18 protein-coding genes are annotated in these 19,620 nt (G+C 63.3%); 11 read left to right on the top strand and 7 right to left on the bottom strand.

Features of this window, described 5'->3' with window-relative positions:
- Positions 1-112: 112 nt before the first annotated feature.
- Positions 113-1,042: a CopD family protein gene (locus tag B0G82_RS09225; RefSeq protein ID WP_121307204.1), complete on the bottom strand. Its 930-nt coding sequence runs from the start codon at positions 1,040-1,042 to the stop codon at positions 113-115.
- On the bottom strand, positions 1,039-1,416 hold the full coding sequence (copC, locus tag B0G82_RS09220; protein WP_121307203.1) for a copper homeostasis periplasmic binding protein CopC: 378 nt from the start codon (positions 1,414-1,416) through the stop codon (positions 1,039-1,041). Before copC ends, B0G82_RS09225 begins: the two co-directional genes overlap by 4 nt.
- A gap of 370 nt (positions 1,417-1,786) precedes the next feature.
- Between copC and B0G82_RS09215 the strand changes: the two genes are divergently transcribed.
- The 4 genes from B0G82_RS09215 to B0G82_RS09200 all read left to right on the top strand — a co-directional run bounded on the left by B0G82_RS09215 (position 1,787) and on the right by B0G82_RS09200 (position 6,419).
- Positions 1,787-2,518, top strand: coding sequence for a c-type cytochrome (locus B0G82_RS09215; protein ID WP_012434267.1), 732 nt, complete (start codon positions 1,787-1,789; stop codon positions 2,516-2,518).
- Positions 2,519-2,539: 21 nt separating this feature from the next.
- Entirely contained in the window at positions 2,540-3,838 is a 1,299-nt protein-coding gene (locus B0G82_RS09210; protein WP_121307202.1) for a cytochrome c, read from the top strand.
- Between the two features lie 194 nt (positions 3,839-4,032).
- Positions 4,033-4,653: a hemolysin III family protein gene (locus tag B0G82_RS09205; RefSeq protein WP_116118242.1), complete on the top strand. Its 621-nt coding sequence runs from the start codon at positions 4,033-4,035 to the stop codon at positions 4,651-4,653.
- Between the two features lie 215 nt (positions 4,654-4,868).
- Positions 4,869-6,419 (top strand): DEAD/DEAH box helicase, encoded by a 1,551-nt coding sequence (locus B0G82_RS09200; protein WP_121307201.1) that lies wholly within the window; start codon positions 4,869-4,871, stop codon positions 6,417-6,419.
- 185 nt (positions 6,420-6,604) lie between these two features.
- Here B0G82_RS09200 and B0G82_RS09195 read toward each other — a convergent pair whose 3' ends face one another.
- The 4 genes from B0G82_RS09195 to ggt all read right to left on the bottom strand — a co-directional run bounded on the left by B0G82_RS09195 (position 6,605) and on the right by ggt (position 11,601).
- Positions 6,605-7,129 carry a hypothetical protein gene (locus B0G82_RS09195; protein WP_121307200.1) on the bottom strand — a complete coding sequence of 175 codons (525 nt, stop codon included), beginning with the start codon at positions 7,127-7,129 and terminating at the stop codon, positions 6,605-6,607.
- A gap of 103 nt (positions 7,130-7,232) precedes the next feature.
- On the bottom strand, positions 7,233-8,060 hold the full coding sequence (locus tag B0G82_RS09190) for a ferritin-like domain-containing protein (RefSeq protein ID WP_106284131.1): 828 nt from the start codon (positions 8,058-8,060) through the stop codon (positions 7,233-7,235).
- 347 nt (positions 8,061-8,407) lie between these two features.
- Positions 8,408-9,772 (bottom strand): MFS transporter, encoded by a 1,365-nt coding sequence (locus tag B0G82_RS09185; RefSeq protein WP_121307199.1) that lies wholly within the window; start codon positions 9,770-9,772, stop codon positions 8,408-8,410.
- A 191-nt stretch (positions 9,773-9,963) separates the two neighbouring features.
- Entirely contained in the window at positions 9,964-11,601 is a 1,638-nt protein-coding gene (ggt, locus tag B0G82_RS09180; protein WP_116139203.1) for a gamma-glutamyltransferase, read from the bottom strand.
- A gap of 349 nt (positions 11,602-11,950) precedes the next feature.
- Here ggt and B0G82_RS09175 point away from each other — a divergent pair, with 349 nt between their 5' ends.
- The 3 genes from B0G82_RS09175 to B0G82_RS09165 all read left to right on the top strand — a co-directional run bounded on the left by B0G82_RS09175 (position 11,951) and on the right by B0G82_RS09165 (position 14,072).
- Entirely contained in the window at positions 11,951-12,730 is a 780-nt protein-coding gene (locus B0G82_RS09175; RefSeq protein WP_116118247.1) for a DeoR/GlpR family DNA-binding transcription regulator, read from the top strand.
- A gap of 305 nt (positions 12,731-13,035) precedes the next feature.
- Complete coding sequence (locus B0G82_RS09170; protein ID WP_166679045.1) at positions 13,036-13,233, top strand: hypothetical protein; 198 nt, start codon at positions 13,036-13,038, stop codon at positions 13,231-13,233.
- A 209-nt stretch (positions 13,234-13,442) separates the two neighbouring features.
- Positions 13,443-14,072 carry a TetR/AcrR family transcriptional regulator gene (locus B0G82_RS09165; protein WP_121307198.1) on the top strand — a complete coding sequence of 210 codons (630 nt, stop codon included), beginning with the start codon at positions 13,443-13,445 and terminating at the stop codon, positions 14,070-14,072.
- A 74-nt stretch (positions 14,073-14,146) separates the two neighbouring features.
- Here B0G82_RS09165 and B0G82_RS09160 read toward each other — a convergent pair whose 3' ends face one another.
- Complete coding sequence (locus B0G82_RS09160) at positions 14,147-14,521, bottom strand: hypothetical protein (protein ID WP_116139199.1); 375 nt, start codon at positions 14,519-14,521, stop codon at positions 14,147-14,149.
- Positions 14,522-14,721: 200 nt separating this feature from the next.
- Here B0G82_RS09160 and glpD point away from each other — a divergent pair, with 200 nt between their 5' ends.
- From glpD to B0G82_RS09140, 4 genes are all read left to right on the top strand, one after another.
- The gene (glpD, locus tag B0G82_RS09155) at positions 14,722-16,251 is read left to right on the top strand and encodes a glycerol-3-phosphate dehydrogenase (RefSeq protein WP_121307197.1); all 1,530 of its coding nucleotides are present in this window, start codon (positions 14,722-14,724) and stop codon (positions 16,249-16,251) included.
- Between the two features lie 176 nt (positions 16,252-16,427).
- A complete protein-coding gene (gene glpK / locus B0G82_RS09150; RefSeq protein ID WP_121307196.1) occupies positions 16,428-17,927 on the top strand; it encodes a glycerol kinase GlpK in 1,500 nt (499 codons plus the stop codon).
- 94 nt (positions 17,928-18,021) lie between these two features.
- The gene (locus tag B0G82_RS09145) at positions 18,022-18,735 is read left to right on the top strand and encodes an MIP/aquaporin family protein (RefSeq protein WP_116118251.1); all 714 of its coding nucleotides are present in this window, start codon (positions 18,022-18,024) and stop codon (positions 18,733-18,735) included.
- Between the two features lie 177 nt (positions 18,736-18,912).
- Positions 18,913-19,599: an HAD family hydrolase gene (locus tag B0G82_RS09140; RefSeq protein ID WP_116139195.1), complete on the top strand. Its 687-nt coding sequence runs from the start codon at positions 18,913-18,915 to the stop codon at positions 19,597-19,599.
- Positions 19,600-19,620 lie beyond the last annotated feature (21 nt).

The raw sequence follows: 19,620 nt of genomic DNA, 5'->3' as shown, positions 1-19,620 counted from the left end.
ATGCGGCCGATGTCGCGCTTGCGAGACGTTGCGGACCTGAATCCTTAAGGACGCGGTTGCTGTTCAGGTGCCACCTGCTAGCCCGCCTTGCAGATGAGCTCGCGCTACGGTGTCAGCCGAGCGCGGCGAACGCAGGCACGCTATGCGACAACGCGGCCGCCGCGGCGAACACGCCGATCATCGCCAGCGCTTCCAGATACAGCACGTTGGCGAAGGTGTGGGCGTCCATTGTCGAGGCCGTGCGGCGCAGGCGCGGCAGCGCCAGAAAGCGGTTGAGTCCGCCGAGCACGAGCGCGAGCCCGACCAGCGCAAGCTTGAGCATCAGCACATGGCCCCACGTGCTGAGTTCGATCGCCTCGAACGAGCCGCCGGAACCTCGCACCGCGTTGAAGACGCCGGAGAGCAGCACGAGCGCAACCGCCACCACCGAGACGTTCGACACCTGAATCGCGGTGCGGATCAACATGCCGCGTGCAGTCGAGGTGCCGAGTGCCGGCAGCACCGCGAGCCCTGCGGCCATCGCCAGACCGCCCCACACGCTGGTAACGAGCACGTGCAGCGTTTGCATGGCGATCGCAGCCGAGGCCGGGCCGGCATCCGCCGCGTGACCGAGCGACGCCTTGCCGGCGGCGATCGCGACCACCGCGAGCCACAGGAGCGCATTGCGCAGCATGCCCGTATGACTGGCCATGGCCGTGCCGAGCAGCACCAGCGCGCCGGCGAACGCAAGGCTCCAACCATAACCGACGTGAGTTTGCGTCAGCACCGTGGGCACCACGCCGATGGCGGCCGGCAACCCGACACCGCTCATCGACGCCGCCTGGTACAGCAACCAGCCGAGGTCGGCGAGCACCAGCACGACGGTGGCCGTCAGCATCGAACGTTGCGCGCGCAACCAGGCGGGGCGCGCGGGCGAGATTTTCTGCTGGGCGTCCTTCGCGAGCCACGCGCCGAGCAACGCCGAACCGACGGCAAACGCAAACGCGACGTTCATGAGCGCGGCCATGGCGACCTGCCCGATCCAGAGTCCGTCGATGCTCATTTGACGATAAACGCAAAGTCGCCTTGGGTACGGTGGCCGTCCGTGGCTACCGCGATCCAGTGCACGGCATAGCGTCCGGCGCTCAACTGCGGCAGCGGCAGATGCATGACCTTGGCGTCGTCCTTGTCGACCTGCGACTCAGTTGCCACGGCCGCCTTGCCGCTGGTGTCGGCAAGCGCGATCTTGCTGAAAGCCGGTTCAAGCGGCTCGGTGAAATGGATCGTCACTTCGGAGGGCGCGGCGACTTCGGCGTTGGCCGCCGGCTCGCTCGAGCTCAGATGCGCATGGGCGAATGCCAAGGACGTCACAAGCAGCGCCGCGGCGCCGAGCATCGACGCTCGCGACGCCGGACGGGAAAAATTAAGTAGCTTCATTTAAGGCCGATAGCGGATGATCAGGAAAACGGTGGGCGTCGGACCCAGGCGCGTCGAGACCGGACAAGGTCCGGCGCGCCCGGAAGTGTACGCTTCGATGGTTCGCGCGGGCGTCGGTTCAACCTGGTTTATGGATAGTTCGTGCGCGGCCAGGCCTTGCAACCTTGATCGCGCAGACAAATTTGGGATAACAGTTAGGCAGCGTGAAACGCCTGTGCGCGTCAAACTGTCGCATGGCTGTGACAGCCGGAACCTTCTCTAATGTGCCAAATAGTCATCATCACCCTTCGATGATAGAATGCTGCGTCGCCGCAGCGCCGGCTGCCCTTCACACCGAGCCGCTCGAAGTTCGGTCAGGTCCCCGATTTTGATGGAGTTACGCGTGTCTTCAAGACGCATTTTCCGCCCGTTGCTCGCCCTTCTGCTGATCGGCTCCGCGGGCGTTTATAGCGCTGCGAAAGCGCAGACTCAGCCGAAAGCCCCCGATACGATGGAAGCGCGCGTGCAAGGCTGTACGGCCTGCCACGGCACACATGGCCAAGGTACGGACAACGACTACTTCCCTCGCCTCGCGGGCAAGCCTGCCGACTACCTGTACAACCAGCTACAGAATTTCCGCGAAGGGCGCCGCAAGTACCCGCCCATGAACTACCTCGTCACGTATCTCTCGGACGACTACCTTCATCAGATCGCCACGTATTTCTCGCAACAGCGTCCTCCGTATCCGCCGCCGGCCAAGCCGACGGTATCGTCGAGCACGCTCGCGCGCGGCCAGCAGATCGTGCTGAACGGCGACGCGTCGAAGCAGATTCCGGCTTGTGCGGCCTGCCACGGCAAGACGCTGACCGGTATGCAACCCGCTATCCCGGGTCTGGTCGGCTTGCATTCGGACTACATCAGCGCGCAGCTCGGCGCGTGGCGCTCGGGCTCGCGCCATGCCATCGCGCCTGATTGCATGCACACCATCGCCACGCGTCTGACCGACGAAGACGTGAACGCCGTTGCCGCCTGGCTTTCCACGCAGCAGGCCCCACAAAACCCCGTGCCGGCTCCAGCCCGCTCGATGAAGACTCCGCTTGCCTGCGGCAGCGAACCGCAATAAGGCACCGGGAGAGACACTCAAATGAAACGCAAGTCTTTGTTCGCCCTCTCGGCAGTCGTCGTCGTTGCGGCTGCCGCACTCGTTCCCGTCCTGTGGTCGGGCGGCGACCATCTGCATAACGGCACGGCCATGGCGGCAACGCCCGCCGACCAGGCCGCGCTGATCAAGCAAGGCGAGTATCTCGCCCGCGCCGGCGACTGTATCGCCTGCCACACAGTGCGCGGCGGGAAGCAGTTCGCCGGCGGTCTGCCCATGGCCACGCCGTTCGGCACGATGTTCACGCCGAACATCACGCCTGACGACCAGTACGGTATCGGAAAGTGGACGCAGGACGACTTCTATCGCGCCATGCACACCGGCCGTTCGAAAGACGGCAGCCTGCTGTATCCGGGCTTCCCGTTCACCAGCTACACGAAGGTCACGCGCGCCGACTCGGACGCGATCTACGCATACCTGCGTTCGGTCGCGCCGGTCAACGTGCCGAGCCGTCCGCATGAACTGAAATTCCCGTTCAACCAGCGCAACATGCTGATCGGCTGGCGCACGCTGTTCTTCCGTGAGGGCGAGTACAAGCCGGATCCGACCAAGTCGGTCGAATGGAACCGTGGTGCGTACCTGATCGAAGGTCTCGGCCACTGCGGCATGTGCCACACGTCGATCAACGCCATGGGCGGCCCGGTGAGTTCGGCGGCATTTGCCGGCGGCCTGATCCCGCTGCAGAACTGGTATGCACCGTCGCTCACGTCGAACAAGGAAGCCGGCCTCGGCGACTGGGAAACCAAAGACATCGCCGATCTGCTGAAGACCGGCGTGTCGAACCGCGGCGCGGTGTTCGGTCCGATGGCCGAAGTGGTTCACAACAGCCTGCAGTACATGTCGGACGCGGACATCAACGCGATGGCCACGTACCTGAAGACGATTCCGCAGAAGAGCGAAGCGCCTGAGTCGCTGCAGCTCGAAACGTCTGAAAAGTTCGGCGGCGAACTGCTGAAGCAAGGTCAGAAGATCTACGCTGACAACTGCGCGAAGTGCCATGCGGAAAATGGCCTCGGCATGCCGCCGGCCTTCCCGCCGCTCGCGAACAACCAGTCGATTCAGATGCCGTCGGCGGTCAACCCGATCCGTATGGTGCTGAACGGCGGATACCCGCCGAGCACGGATGCCAACCCGCATCCGTACGGCATGCCGCCGTTCGCACAAGCACTGTCGAATCAGGAAGTCGCGGCGGTTGTGACGTACATCCGTATGTCCTGGGGCAACCACGGTACGGCCGTGTCGCCGCAGCAAGTGTCCGATCTGCGTTCGGCGCCGCTCGACTAAGCAGCGTTCGTTGCACCCGGGGCGCGGCCTGCGAAATTCGCGGCCGCGCCCTTCGTTTTTGAAGGACCGGTATCATAGGGGAGTATTTACCCTGAGATAAACGCCGGGCCGCTGCTAGTTTTCTCACCCTGCGGGGTCGGCGCGCAGCGACAGATCCGGGAGCGCTTATGAAACTGGGCAGGAGATAAAGAATCGTGCATGCCGGGGAGCGTTTCAACAGCATTACCCACCTCGTCGGCGCCGTACTGTCGGTGGCGGGTCTTGCAACGCTCGTGACGATGGGCGCGCTCGACGGCGACGCGTACAAGGTGGTCAGCTTCAGCGTGTACGGTGCGATGCTGTTCGTGCTGTATGCTATCTCGACGCTTTACCACAGCGTGCGCAATCCGCGCGCGAAGGCGGTTCTGCAGAAATGCGACCATTCGGCGATCTACCTGCTGATCGCCGGCAGCTACACTCCGTTCACGCTCGTCACATTGCGCGGACCGTGGGGCTGGTCGCTATTCGGCGTAAGCTGGGGGCTTGCCGCTCTCGGCATCGTGCAGGAATTGACGCTGGGGCGACGCACCCGCAGCGTTTCGATGGTGCTGTATGTCCTGATGGGATGGCTCGCGCTCGTTGCCGTCCGCCCGCTGGTTGAAGCCTTACCGGCAGCGGGTACCGCCTGGCTCGTGGCCGGCGGGGTCATCTATAGCGTCGGCATCTACTTCTTCATCAACGACGAGCGCATCCGGCATGGACATGGTATCTGGCACCTGTTCGTACTGGCGGGCAGTCTGTGTCAATTCGTCAGTGTCGCGCGCTACGTCGCATGACACCCCACGGCGGCGAAATGCAACTTAAGGCCAGTCAACGTGTCTGCATAGCGCGTTGAAGCATTCGGCACGCGTTTGCGCGCGTGCCGCCGATTTCTCTGCGAACGGAACTGGGCTTCGGCCTCGAACACGCCATGCCGGTGTGTTCATGCCGCGTTCATGCCTGCCTGAACTCAGGTGTGTCCGTCCGCGAAACTGCATTGCAAAGATCTTTTATGTCTTTTGATTCCCTCGGCTTGTCCGAACCGTTGGTCCGCGCTGTACACGAACTCGGCTACACCACCCCGACTCCGATCCAGACGCAAGCGATTCCCGCCGTGCTCAACGGCGGCGATCTGCTGGCCGGCGCGCAAACCGGCACCGGCAAGACTGCCGGCTTTACGTTGCCGATCCTGCAACGCCTGAACACCATGCCCGCCGTTACGACCGGCTCGGGCAAGCGCGCGGTGCGCGCGCTGATTCTCACGCCCACGCGTGAACTGGCCGCGCAGGTCGAAGAAAGCGTGCGCGCGTACGGCAAGTATCTGAAACTCAAGTCGACGGTGATGTTCGGCGGCGTCGGCATCAATCCGCAGATCGGCGCACTGCGCAGCGGCGTGGATATCGTCGTCGCGACGCCGGGCCGTTTGCTCGATCACATGCAGCAGAAGACCATCGACCTGTCGCATCTCGAGATTCTCGTGCTCGACGAAGCCGACCGCATGCTCGACATGGGCTTCATCCACGACATCAAACGCGTGCTGGCGAAGCTGCCGCCGAAGCGGCAGAACCTGCTGTTCTCCGCCACCTTCTCCGACGAGATCAAGACGCTCGCCGACAACCTGCTCGACTCGCCGGCGCTGATCGAAGTCGCGCGCCGCAATACGACGGCGGAAACGGTCGCGCAGAAGATTCACCCGGTGGATCGCGACAAAAAGCGCGAACTGCTCACGCATCTGATCAAGCAACATAACTGGTTTCAGGTGCTGGTGTTCACGCGCACCAAGCACGGCGCCAACCGTCTTGCCGAACAGCTGACCAAGGACAGCATCAGCGCCCTGGCAATTCACGGCAACAAGAGCCAGTCGGCCCGCACACGCGCGCTCGCCGAGTTCAAGGACGGCACGCTGCAGGTGCTGGTCGCGACCGACATCGCGGCGCGCGGCATCGATATCGATCAACTGCCGCACGTGGTTAACTACGATCTGCCGAACGTGCCGGAAGACTACGTGCACCGCATCGGTCGCACGGGCCGCGCGGGCGCGACGGGCGAAGCGATCTCGCTGGTGTGCGTCGACGAACTGCAGTTGTTGAAGGACATCGAGAAGCTGATCAAGCGCCCGGTGCCGCAGGAAGTGATCGCCGGTTTCGAACCGGACCCGACTGCGAAGCCGGAACCGATCCTGCGTCGCGGCCAAGGTGGCGGCGGCGGTGGTGGTGGTCGTTCGCCGCGTCAGGGTCAAGGCGCACCGAAACGTGATGGCGCGGGTTCCGCGAAGCCGGCGCAGCGCTCGGGTCAACGCCCGGCGAACGGTCAACAGCAGCCGAAGCCGCATGGTGCGAAGCCGGCCGGCAATGGCGGCCAGCCGCGTCGCGACGGTCAGCGTCACGACGACCGGCCGCGCGCCGTCGCGCATGAGGGCAGCGCCGCGCAGCATGCGCCGCGCAAGCCGCAAGCCGCGAAACCGCAAGGCGGCAATCCGGGTGCGTTGCTGGGCGGTGCCAAGCCGCGCAACGAGGCGCCGCGCGGTGGCCAGCCCACGCGCAGCGGTCAGCGCGGCCGTTAAGCTTCGAGGCTCAGCCCACGCTCGCGGGCCACTGTCGTTGCGCTAAGCACGACGGGCCGGCGGCAGCAGGCAACATAGCCGCCAGGCCTAAAGGCACACACTCGCCGGCCGTTGTCCTTGCACCAAGGACGGCGGACGGCAGCACGCCGCTCACCCATCTATGGCCGTTGTCCTCGCATCGAGGACTAGCGGCCCGCCGCGGCAGCCGCTTGCTTCAGGTGCTCGATCTGCTGTTCCCATCGATCGAGTACCGCCTCTCGGTCCCCTTCCAGTTCGAACGTAATGCCGCTCGTCAGGCGCGCATAACGGACGCTTTGCGCCTCGGCCGTGTCGATCGAGCCGTGCAGATAGACAAGCCCGCTCTCATCGCCCGCGACGCTCGCTAGCGGCGTCATGAGCAACTGCACCTGATAGAACGCCTCATCGCAGACAAAGGTGAGCGCCGCCCGTCCGCTCTGCGCGATGGCGCGCGTCGCCCTCGCTTGGGGCCACAGCGCGATGCACAACGTGCGCGAATCAGGCGCGTACAACTCGCCGATGCCAAGCAGCGACGTGCGCACGTGGCCATTCGTATCGACGCTCAGCAGCGACGCGGTGAAACCCGTCTTGCCCGCGAGCGACGAACCGTCGAACAAGGCGCGCACGGCATCGGGCCATTCATCGAACACGTTCTGTTCGACTGGACGTTCGGGTGTTGAGGAATCGCTCATGGTGTCGATGGGATGATAAGTGAGCCAGTCTGCATCATGCCTTGAAAAGCAAATGGCCCGCCTAAGCGGGCCATTTGCAACGCCGGTGATTTACGCCAGGCGATTAGCGAAAGAACACGTGCTGCGTGATCTTGGCGAGCGGGTAATGCACGCCCGGCTGGATGCGCGCCGGCAGATTGAGCGGCTTGAGCAGCATCTTCACGCACATGTCGGCCGACAGATTGCGCCGCACCAGCGCATTGATGCGCGCCGCGCGCGCGCGGTTGTAGGTCGAGTCGTGCACGCGCTCCGGATAACGAGTCGCGAAGACGTGCCGCAAGGCGATTTCCGAGTCTTCGTTCTTGATTTCCATGACGCGGCGCATGAGAGCGCCGAGCACAGCCAGCCGGCCGTTGCCTTCGATCTTGTTGTACTTCTTGAAGTACTTGAAAAAGTGCTTGTAGTGACGCACTTCGTCGGTGCGGATGTTGTCGGTGATCTGCTTGAGCACGGGCTCGTCCGAGCATTCGCCGATCGCGCGATACAAGGTCGCGGTGCCGGTTTCCACCACGCAGCGCGCGACCATCTCGAGCGCGCGGGTCTTTTCAAAGTCCTCCACTGAGCAGGTCAGCGAATACTCTTCCATGAAATTACGAAATGCCGTGTCCCAGTCGAATTCGGGCCACACGTAAGCGATATACGTCTTGAGCGCGCGACCGTGCTGTAGCTCTTCCGGCTCCCACTCCTGGTTGAGCCAGGCCGAGACCTCAGGATCGCCGTTAAAGAAAGTGCTCAGATTGCTGGTGTACAGATCGGAGCCGCTTTCGATAAACGAAGACGCGCACAGCAGCAGCAGCAAGTCTTCGTTAGCGACGGCCTTTTGCCGATCAATGCGGGTGAGGTCGATGTCCTCGATCCGCCAGGGCATGACATGGTTCAGCTCTGTATGCATCGTGTCTTGCTCCGAAAGCTGTATCGACTCGCGGAGCATGCTCGCGACCGCCCGCTCTCGGCCGGGCCGGTCCGCCGTGTCTGATACAGCGCCTTGAATTAGAGTTAACCCCTTGTATCCTGCATCTTAGTCGGTGTTTCGCAACTCTGCAGATAACAGAGCACAGACCATGCCGAGGCGCCGCAGTTCCAATGGCGCGGTAGTCGAATCATTCGACCGGACAAAAGCGCATCGCGCGGCGCGTAAAAAAAGCCAGCTGAAGAGCTGGCTTGAGTTTGCGACGATCGCTCGTCAGTCAGGTTGGACGGGCATAGCGGCGCTTTGATTCAACGGCGCAAGGCCTGCGCTCAGGCCATCTGAACGCCTCGCGTCAGACGCACGCGGCGCATGCGCCACGCCACGACCACGAGCGAGAGGCCCGACAGCAGCGCGGCAATCAGCACGTAATAACTTGGCGCAAGTTTGTCGCCGGTCAAATGAATGAACGTTTCGACGATAGTGGGCGCGAAGCCGCCGAAGATCGTCACGCCGATGCTGTAACCGATTGAAAGACCGGTCGAGCGCACCTGCGTCGGAAAGATTTCGGACATTAGCGCGGGCATCGGTCCGGAATAAGCGGCCTTGAAAATTCCCGCCGTGCCCTGCAACACGAGCAGCCAGCCGACGGTCGGATGAGACTGCAGCAGCGCGAACATCGGATAGATCAGCGTGCCCATCAGAATCGAGGTGGTCAGCATGATGCGAATCCGGCCGATGCGATCGGACAACGCGCCCATCACCGGCGAGAGCAGGAACTGCAGGCCGCCGTTGAGCACCACCACGCCGAACGATGCCGCCGCCGGCATGTGCAATTGCTTGACGGCGTACATCGGCATGTAGAGCTGCAGCACATAGACGCCCACAGTGGATTGCGCGACGATGCCGATCGCGAGCAGCAGGTTGACCCACTGGCTCGCGAACGACGCGTCCTTCTCCGCGTTTGCCGTCGAGCGAGCGCCGGCCGCTTCGCGCGCCTCGCGCAGCGCGAGGAACTCCGGCGTCTCGTCGAGATGCGAACGGATGTAATAGCCCACCGGGCCGACCAGCAAACCGAACACGAACGGCAGGCGCCAGCCCCAGTCGTTCAGTTGCGCGGGCGGCATCCATGCGGTCAGCAACGAGCCGAACGCGGCGGCCGTAATCGCGGCAAGCCCCTGGCTCGCGAACTGCCAACTCGCGTAATAGCCGCGGCGCGACGCGCTATGCTCGACCATGAACGCCGTCGCGCTGCCGAACTCACCGCCCACCGCGAATCCTTGCACGAGCCGCGCGAGCAGAATCAGAATTGGCGCCGCGATACCGATCGATGCATACGGCGGCATCACCGCCATCGTGAAAGTGCCGACCATCATCAGCGCGATGGCGAACGTCAGTGCCGCCTTGCGGCCCTTGCGGTCGCCGTAGACGCCCAGCACGACCGCGCCCAGCGGCCGCATCAGAAACGAGATGCCGAAGGTGGCGATAGCGAGCAGCGTGGAGAGCCACTCGTCCTGCATCGGGAAAAACTGTTTGGCGATGATGGTCGCGAAGTAGCCGTAGACCAGAAAATCGAACCACTCGAGCGCATTGCCGACCGACGACGAAAACACGATCCGCCGCACCATCGCTTTGGAAAGCGGCGCGGGTGCGGAATGAGGGGAAGCTGTCGCCGAAGGCGACGCGTGGGTCTGCATGATGTCTCCTACTCTGTCTGATACTCGATGCCGGATGCCAGATGCCTGGCGTGCGAGAGACAACGCCGGCAACCGGTGTATTTGATTTGCGCGGGCCTTTAGCGTGCAGCGGAACGCGCGCTAAGGCATCGCCTGCGCACGCAGCGAAGCGCCGTTTCGAGCGGCGCCCTGCCTCGCGCATGGATGCCTGCTTAGAACCCCGCGGCCAACCCGTCACGGCGGCTATCGCTCGCCGCGACATAGCCACGATCCGGATCGTTGCGATCGAGCTTCCAGATGTATTGGCCGGAGCCGAAGTCCATATACGGATCGTCGACTGACTTGATCGTGTGGCCGAGCTTCTGCAAGGCCTCGGCGGTTTTTGGATCGAGCGTCGATTCGATGTCGATCGTGAAGTCGCGATTGACCTTCCAGCGCGGCGCGTCGCACGCGGCCTGCGGCTGCTGACCGTAGTCGAGCATCCGCACGATGGATTGCAGGTGGCCTTGCGGCTGCATGTCGCCGCCCATCACGCCGAAGCTCATCACCGCTTCCTGCCGGCCGTCCACCTGCTGCGTGAGGAACGACGGGATGATCGTGTGGAACGGCCGCTTGCCGCCTTCCACCACGTTCGGCGACTTCGGGTCCATCGAGAATCCGCAGCCACGGTTCTGCATGGCGATGCCGCTATCCGGCACCACGATGCCCGAGCCGAAGCCCATGTAGTTCGACTGGATGAAGCTGACCATCATGCCGCGCTCGTCAGCCACCGACATGTAGATGGTCCCGCCGGCCTTCGGCATGCCGAAGTCGAACTGCGTGGCGCGCTTGTGATCGATCAGTTTGGCGCGCGAGGTGAGGTACGCGTCGTCGAGCATCTGCTCCGGCGTGACTTCCATGGAGCGCGGATCGGCCACATAGCGGTAGACGTCGGCGAAGGCCAGCTTCATCGCTTCGATCTGCAAGTGCTGCGACTCGACGTTGTCGACCGCCAGTTCCTTCACATCGAATTTTTCGAGGATGCCCAGCGCGATCAGCGCCGCGATGCCCTGCCCGTTCGGCGGAATTTCGTGCACCGTGTAGCCGCGATAATCCTTGCCGATCGGCTCGACCCAATCCGCTTTGTAATTGCGGAGATCGTCGAGCGTCAGCGCGCCGCCGCCTTCGCGGGCGAACGCGGCGATCCGTTCAGCGATCTCGCCTTCGTAGTACGCACGCGGGCCTTGCTCGGCGAGCTTGCGCAGCGTCTTCGCGTGGCCGGGGAAGCGCACCAGTTCGCTCACTTCCGGCGCGCGGCCGCGCGGCATGAAGGTTTGCGCAAAGCCCGGCAGATCCTTCAGTTCCGGCACGGCAGCCGCCCACTTATAAGCGACGATGCTCGCCACCGCGTGACCGCGCTCGGCGATTTCAATGGCCGGCTCCATCAGGTCCGCGAACGGCAGCGTGCCGAATTTCTGATGCAGCGCTTCCCAACCTGCGATCACGCCGGGCACCGTCACCGCGTCCCAGCCGCGTTTCGGCTGCTTCGCGAGACCGTTTTCCTCGCCGTACTTGCGCTTGAAATAGTCGACGTTCCACGCCGCCGGCGAGACGCCCGACGCATTCAGGCCATGCAGCTTCTTGCCGTCCCACACCAGCGCGAACGCGTCGCCACCCAGCCCGCACGAGACCGGCTCGACCACGGTGATGGCCGCGGCGGCCGCGATCGCCGCATCGACGGCATTCCCGCCTTTCCACAGCATGCGCAGGCCGGCTTGCGCCGCGAGCGGATGCGAAGTCGAAACGATGTTGCGCGCGAACACAGGCAGACGCGGCGTCGGGTAAGGGTTTTGCCAGTTGAAGCCAGTCATGTCGAACACTCTCGAAAGCACGGCCCGGCATGTGGAAACGCCGGAAGCCATTGGAAACGGATCGAACGCGGGGTAAGGCGAGGTGAAGCGCGAATCAACCGAGGAACCCCGGATTGCATCGTGATCCGGCCCAAAAAACAAATTCATTTATCAAATGAATAAATGCGTAAATGGCCTGAATAGATCTGGGCGCGGTCGTCTTGTTGCCCATGCATGTCGCACGAGTTGGCAGACAAGGTGCGCGATGGTCTTACAATACGCTCACCCCGCTCACGTATCACCCGCTTACCGGCCAGCCTGGCGCGCCGGCGGCGGGCAGCGCCGACAAAAAACCCACGAACCGAGACACATGACCCGAGACCCCCGCCTGACTCTCAATGCCCGGCAACAGGAACTGCTGGAGTGGGTGCAACGCGACGGCTTCGTGACCGTGGACGACCTCGCGGCCCACTTCGACGTGACACCGCAGACGATCCGCCGCGACGTCAACTGGCTCGCCGACATGAACCTGCTGCGCCGTTATCACGGCGGCGCCAGTCTGCCGACCAGCTCCGAAAACGTCTCCTACACGGCGCGTCAGCGCATGTTTCACGACGAGAAACGGCGCATCGCGGCGTTAGTGGCCACTCACATTCCCGATCAGGCGTCGCTCTTCATCAACCTCGGCACCACCACCGAAGAAGTGGCGCGCGCACTCAATCGCCATCGCGGCCTGCGCGTGATCACCAACAACCTGAACGTCGCCAGCATGATGAGCGGCTATCCGGACTGCGAGGTGCTGGTGACGGGCGGCATCGTGCGGCCGTGGGACAAGGGGATCGTCGGCGAACTGGCGATCGATTTCATCCGCCAGTTCAAGGTCGACTTCGCGATCATCGGCACGTCGAGCATCGAAACAGATGGCACGCTGCGCGATTTCGACACGCGCGAAGTGCGCGTCGCCGAAGCGATCATCCAGCATGCACGCACCGTTTTCCTCGCCGCCGACAACTCCAAATTCGGCCGCCCCGCTCTGGTTCGCCAAGGCCATCTCGATCAGATCGACGCGTTGTTCACGGACATCGCACCACCCGCCGAGATGACCGAGACGCTCGCGGCCGCCAACTGCCAGGTGTATATCGCCGGCTGACGCCAGGCGTTTTTCGCCATGTTGCAGCGCACGCGAAACTTCGAGTGAAATCAAGAATCCGGCCGCGGCTCCTAACCGCCTCCCGTGCACCCAATTGTCAAAGGGAAAATTTACTGGGGCGGATTTGGTGTTTAACGTGCGGATGACTACACTCCAGTTCCCGGCGCACTTTTCCGCATTCTGCGTAGCGCCGTTGCATAAAACTTTCGTTAGAGCCGTACCTCCCGCCTGATTCTTTGCGGACTTCACTGGCAAGAGCCAGTCGCCGGCAAGGCCGTCCGCGTTTGCTTGACATGGAGAGAACGATGCTAAGTCCGCATGAATTCGCCACGTTGTTGCTCGTCAAGGATGCTCCGAACCAGGTCGATATGGAGCGAGAAGAACTCGACGCCCTTCTGGAACGCCAGTTGGTGCAACTCGAACGGCTCGCGTCGGGCAACGAACAATGGCGCGTGACTGAAATCGGCGATAGCGCATTGCGAGCCATCAAGCGTCTTTCCTAGTTTTGCGGGTTTCATTGCGTCTTGCGGGCGGACGAGCGATTCCCGTCCGCCGCCGGGACGGCGCACGCGCCGCGCTTTCATCGCACTCGCCTTTGCAACTTTGAAATCTTTCTCTTCGCGTGAAACGTAGGACGCCATCCGGCGTCCGCTTTGTTGTGCCCAAATCATTTACACAGTAAATTGACGCGACGGACTTTCTGCCCTCGCGCATGCCCAAAACGCTCTCCCCCGACGACATCCAGCAATTCCGCGAGGCCATGCGGCGCGTGGCCGAGAATGCATTCGCGACGCGTGGCGCGGCGGGCGTGACAATGCGCGAACTGGCGAGAGAACTGGGTTGCAGCGCGATGACGCCCTACCGCTACTTCCGCGACAAGGAGGAGATTCTCGCGATGGTGCGCGCCGCGGCATTCAACCGCTTCGCGGCGCGCCTCGAAGCGGCCGCGAAGACTGCCCCGGAGATGGATCACTCGGCGGTGAGCGAAGCCTACGTGGCGTTCGCGCTCGACGAACCGCACGCCTATCGGCTGATGTTCGATCTGGCTCAGAATGCCAGCGTCCATCCGGAACTTGCCGCCGCCTCGCAGCGCGCGTGGCGCATGCTCGGCGAGCACTTCGAGCAGCTCGTCGCGGCGGGCATTCTGGAAGGCGATCCGCAACTGATCGGTTACGCGTACTGGGCGAGTCTGCACGGCTTCACCATGCTGACGCTGGCGAATCAGTTACCGTTGCCTCAGGTGCAGCAACCTGCCGGCGCCGGCAATGCGCCGACCCGCGAAGCCGTGTTCGCGCAAATTCGCCGCATGCTGTGGCGCGGCGCACAGCCGCAACGCGCCTAGCGCTCACTGCGCGCGAAACAGACCGGTTCACGAATGGCGACAAGCGAGCCGAACGACGGCGCTCGCGCTTGGGCTTAACCGTTGCGCAAGGTCGGATCGACGGTCGCGCGCCAGCTCAACGCCTTAGCCCGCTGCTCGGTGAAGAACGTCACCCACTGGTTACGCACCTGCGGATCGGTGCTCACACCCTGGCTCGTGTAATGCTGCGCGATCGACGTCTGAAACGCGCAGAAATCCTCTTTCGACAGCTTGCCGCTGCGGTTCGCCACGTACGCGTCGAACATCGCCGCGTAGACGCCTTGCGCGTCGTTGCCGTAGTCGACCGTTTGGGGACTGCACATCTGCTGCAACGACGCAAACGACGGCGCGCCCCTCGTTCCGCTCAGGCTCGGCGAGCTCACACACCCCGCGAGAAGCGTAGCGGCGCCGATCATCAAAAGTCCACGCATGAATTCACCTCGAAATGGCTGCTGCCGAGAGTATCGTCCGTGGCCGCGCGTTGCGCCACTACCCGGACAACCGTTAGAGGGGCGCCCAAACAAACCGAACTTTACTTTTTCGAATATGTTCATTAGAGTTCGAAAACGAACACTATCGGTTCGATAGGTTTTCCAAAACTTTTCCGGACACGACGCAGGGGACACAGCAGGTGACGCAAGGCTCGAGATACGATTTGCTCGTCGTGGGCGGCGGGATCAACGGTGCAGGCATCGCGCGCGATGCGGCGGGCCGCGGCCTGTCGGTGCTGCTCTGCGAACAGGACGATCTGGCGGCGCATACGTCGTCGGCCAGCACGAAGCTGATCCACGGCGGCCTGCGCTATCTGGAATATCGCGAGTTCGGCCTGGTGCGCAAAGCGCTGCAGGAGCGCGAGACGCTGCTGCGCGCCGCGCCGCACATCATGTGGCCGCTGCGCTTCGTGATGCCGCACATGCCGGATCTGCGCCCGGCCTGGCTGATCCGCGCCGGCCTCTTCCTGTACGACCATCTGGCCAAACGCGAACTCCTGCCTGGCTCGCGTGGCATCGTGATGCGCAATCATCCGGCGGGCGCGCCGCTGGTCGATTCGATCAAGCGCGGCTTTGTGTATTCGGACGGCTGGGTCAACGACGCGCGCCTCGTCGTGCTGAACGCACTGGATGCGCAGGAGCACGGCGCAAAAATTCTCACGCGCACCAAGCTGCTGAGCGCCGTGCGCGCGGGCGGCGAATGGCGCGCACAACTCAAACGCGCGGACGGCACGATTCTGGACGTGCGCGCCGCCTCGATTGCGAACGCCGCGGGCCCGTGGGTCGGCGAACTGCTGCAAGGCGCGCTCGGCCGCGCCGCGTCGCACAGCGTGCGACTCGTGAAAGGCAGCCATATCGTCACGCGGCGCCTGTTCGATCACGATCACGCGTACATCTTCCAGAATCCGGACAAGCGCATCATCTTCGCGATTCCGTACGAACACGACTACACGCTGATCGGCACGACGGACCTCGAATATCGCGGCGACCCATCGCAAGTGGCGATCAACGCCGACGAAACGCAGTACCTGTGCGACTCGATCAACCGCTACTTCAAGCAGAAGATTTCGCCGGCCGACGTGCGCTGGACGTATTCGGGCGTGCGTCCGCTGCTCGAAGAAGAAGGCGCGGACAATCCGTCCGCGGTCACGCGCGACTACTCGCTCGAACTCGACGCTCCCGCCGGTGAAGCGCCGCTGCTGTCGGTGTTCGGCGGCAAGATCACCACCTTCCGCAAACTGGCGGAAGAAGCCGTCGACAAACTCACGCAAGCGCTGCGCCACGGCGCGTCTTCGTGGACGGCCGGCGCACCGTTGCCCGGCGGCGACATTCCGAACGCCAACTTCGAGCGCTTTCTGAACGAATTCAAGCAGCAGCATGCATGGTTGCCGGCCGATCTGGCGCATCGCCTCGCCCGCGCTTACGGCACGCGCGTCAAGCATGTGGTCGGCAATGCGCGTTCCGTGGCCGATCTCGGCCGCACCTTTGCGCCGGGCCTTTACGAAGCGGAACTGACGTATCTGCGCGACACCGAATGGGCGCGCAGTGCGCAGGACGTGCTGTGGCGCCGCTCGAAACTCGGCTTGCACGTCGAACCCGGCACGCTCGATTCGATCACACGCGATATCGATGCATGGTTCGCTCGCGAGCCCGAGCGACAGAGCGCATAGTCAGACATCGCCACGCGGCGCGCTCGCCGCAGTAAAAAACAACCGCATCGATTCACCCCTCGGCTGGACCACGCGGGGCCGCATCATCGCACGTGTTGCTGCCCGCGCAAAACTAGAAGCCGTTCCCGTCGCCGGCTATCCGTCCGGCGATTCATAAAACGCATGGAGAAGAGACAATGCAGGACCAGTACATCCTCGCGCTTGACCAAGGCACCACCAGCTCGCGCGCGATGCTGTTCGACCGGCTCGGCAATATCGTGTCGATCGCGCAAAAGGAATTCCAGCAGATCTATCCGCATCCGGGCTGGGTCGAACACGACCCGCAGGAAATCTGGTCGACCCAGGCGGGCGTCGCCGCCGAAGCCGTGACGCGTGCCGGCATGAACGGCACTTCGATCGCCGCGATCGGCATCACCAATCAGCGCGAGACCACCATTGTGTGGGATCGCGAAACCGGCCATCCGATCTATAACGCGATCGTCTGGCAAGACCGCCGCACCGCCGACTTCTGCGACCAACTCAAAGAGCAAGGGCTTGAAGAAAAAGTCCGCGCCAAAACCGGCCTGCCGATCGACTCGTACTTCTCGGCGACCAAGATCCGCTGGATACTCGACAACGTCGAAGGCGCGCGCGAAAAGGCCAAACAGGGCCGCCTCGCATTCGGCACCGTCGACAGTTGGCTCGTGTGGAATTTCACTAAAGGCGGCCTGCACGTCACCGACGTCACCAACGCGTCGCGCACGATGCTCTTCAACATCCACTCGCTGACGTGGGACGACGAACTGCTCGAAGCGCTCGATATTCCGCGCAGCATGCTGCCGGAGGTGCGGCCTTCGTCGGAAGTGTACGGGCCGACCAAGACCACGGTGTTCGCTTCGAAGATTCCGCTCGCGGGCATCGCCGGCGATCAGCACGCCGCCCTCTTCGGCCAGATGTGCACGGAATCGGGCATGGTGAAGAACACCTACGGCACAGGCTGCTTCCTCGTGATGAACACCGGCGACAAGCCGATCGAATCGAAGAACAATCTCGTCACCACGATCGCGTGGCAGATTGGCGATCAGATCAATTACGCGCTCGAAGGCAGCATCTTCATCGGCGGCGCCGTGGTGCAATGGCTGCGCGACGGCCTCGGCATCATCAAGAACGCCGCTGAAATCGAAACGCTGGCGCGCAGCGTGCCGCATTGCGACGGCGTGTATCTGGTGCCCGCCTTCGCCGGACTCGGCGCGCCGCACTGGAATGCGCGCGCTCGCGGCACGCTGTTCGGCGTGACCCGTGGCACGTCCTCGGCGCATATCGCGCGCGCCGCGCTCGACTCGATCGCCTATCAATCGCTCGACGTGCTGAAGGCGATGGAAGCCGACTCCGGCATTCGCATCGGCGAATTGCGCGTGGACGGCGGCGCCTGTGCGAACAATCTGCTGATGCAGTTCCAGGCGGACATTCTCGGCGTCGACGCGGTGCGCCCGAAGGTGGCGGAAACCACCGCATTGGGCGCGGCATATCTCGCCGGACTCGCGGTGGGTTACTGGAAAGACGTCGACGAACTGCAAAGCCAGTGGAAGCTCGATCGCCGCTTCACGCCTGCCTTGCCGCACGCCGAGGTCAAGCAATGTCTCGACGGCTGGCAGCGCGCGATTCGCGCCGCGAAGGCCTGGGCCGACACGCCCTGAGCGCATCTTCCAACACCTTCCTTCAACGATATCGACTATAAGGCAGCCGCTTATCCCGCGGCTTCCCTCATAACTATATTTCGGATACCCAACGATGTCTCCTTACATTGCTGAATTCATCGGCACAGCACTCGTGGTGCTGCTCGGCGACGGCGCCGTCGCCAACGTGCTGCTCGCGCGCACCAAAGGCAAAGGCGCGGACCTGATCGTGATCGTCATGGGCTGGGCGATGGCCGTGTTCATCGCCGTCTACGTCACCGCGTCGTTCAGCGGCGCTCATCTGAATCCCGTCGTGACCATCAGCCTCGCGCTGGCCGGCAAATTCGCCTGGGCCAAGGTGCCCGGCTATATCGCGGCGCAAATGCTCGGCGGCATGGCCGGCGCGCTGCTGGTGTGGATGGCGTATCGCCAGCACTTCGCAAAAGAAGCCGACGCCGACGTGAAGCTCGGCGTGTTCTGCACCTCGCCCGCGATTCGCAGCGTGCCGCACAACCTGCTCACCGAAATGATCGCCACATTCGTGCTGATCCTGGGCGTGCTGTATCTGGCTTCGCCGCAAGTCGGTCTCGGTGCGCTCGACGCGCTACCGGTCGGCCTGCTGGTTCTTGGCATCGGCATCTCGCTCGGCGGCCCGACCGGTTACGCGATGAGTCCCGCTCGCGATCTGTCGCCGCGTTTGATGCACGCGCTGCTGCCGATTCCAGGCAAGCGCGACAGCGACTGGCACTATGCGTGGATTCCGGTTTGCGGTCCGCTGCTGGGCGGCGCGGCGGCGGCGTGTCTGTATCTGTATCTGCACGTGCATTGATCCGCGCGGCGTAGGTGGGGCTCACTCAGGCGTACATCACGGTGCGCCTGAGCAAAGAAGTCACGGAAAGCAGCGGCGCCGCTCAGGCGCCGCCAAAGCACGTATCATGACGCTTTCACTTACCGCGCATGCGCTTGCAATTGCCTTGCGCATGCGCTTCGCTTTCCGTTTTCAGGCATGATCGACCACCTCATTTGTGACTGCGACGGCGTCCTCGTCGACAGCGAAATCATCGCTGACCGCGTGATGCTCGAAACGCTGACCGCCACGTTCCCCGGCCTCGACTTCGAACCCATCGTCAAGACGGCCTTTGGTCAGCAAACGTCGCGCTTTCTCGAAGGCATCGAGAAGTCATTCGATATCACGCTGCCCGTGAATTTTTTCGACACCATCGAACACAACGTCGAGCTCGAACTCGCGGCTTCGCTGAGCCCGATCAACGGTGTGCGCGACGCGTTGCAACGCGTCACGTTGCCGGCCGCCGTCGTGTCGAACAGCCGGATGGCGCGCGTGAATGCGTCGGTGCGGCGCGCGGGTTTGCAGCAGATTTTCGGCGAACGCATTTTCAGCGCGGAACAGGTGGCGCGGCCGAAGCCCTATCCCGATGTGTATCTGTTCGCCGCGAAAACGCTGGGCGTGGAACCGTCGCGATGTGTGGTGGTGGAAGACAGCGTGGCGGGTTTGAACGCCGCGCGCGCGGCGGGCATGAAGACGATCGCTTTCGTCGGCGCGAGCCATATTCCCGATGGCTACGCGGACGCGCTGCGCAAAATGGGCATGACGCGGATCATGCAGCATATGGACGAGTTGCCCGCGCTGGTCGAAGCCGGCGTACGCGGCGAGTTCGGCGACGTGCAGTCGTAGCAGTGGCGGCTAACGGACAAG

This window comes from Paraburkholderia sp. BL17N1 (assembly GCF_003634175.1).
Classification (GTDB): domain Bacteria; phylum Pseudomonadota; class Gammaproteobacteria; order Burkholderiales; family Burkholderiaceae; genus Paraburkholderia.
The sequence above is the reverse complement of the archived record's forward strand: the minus strand, read 5'-3'. Positions and strand labels throughout refer to the sequence as shown.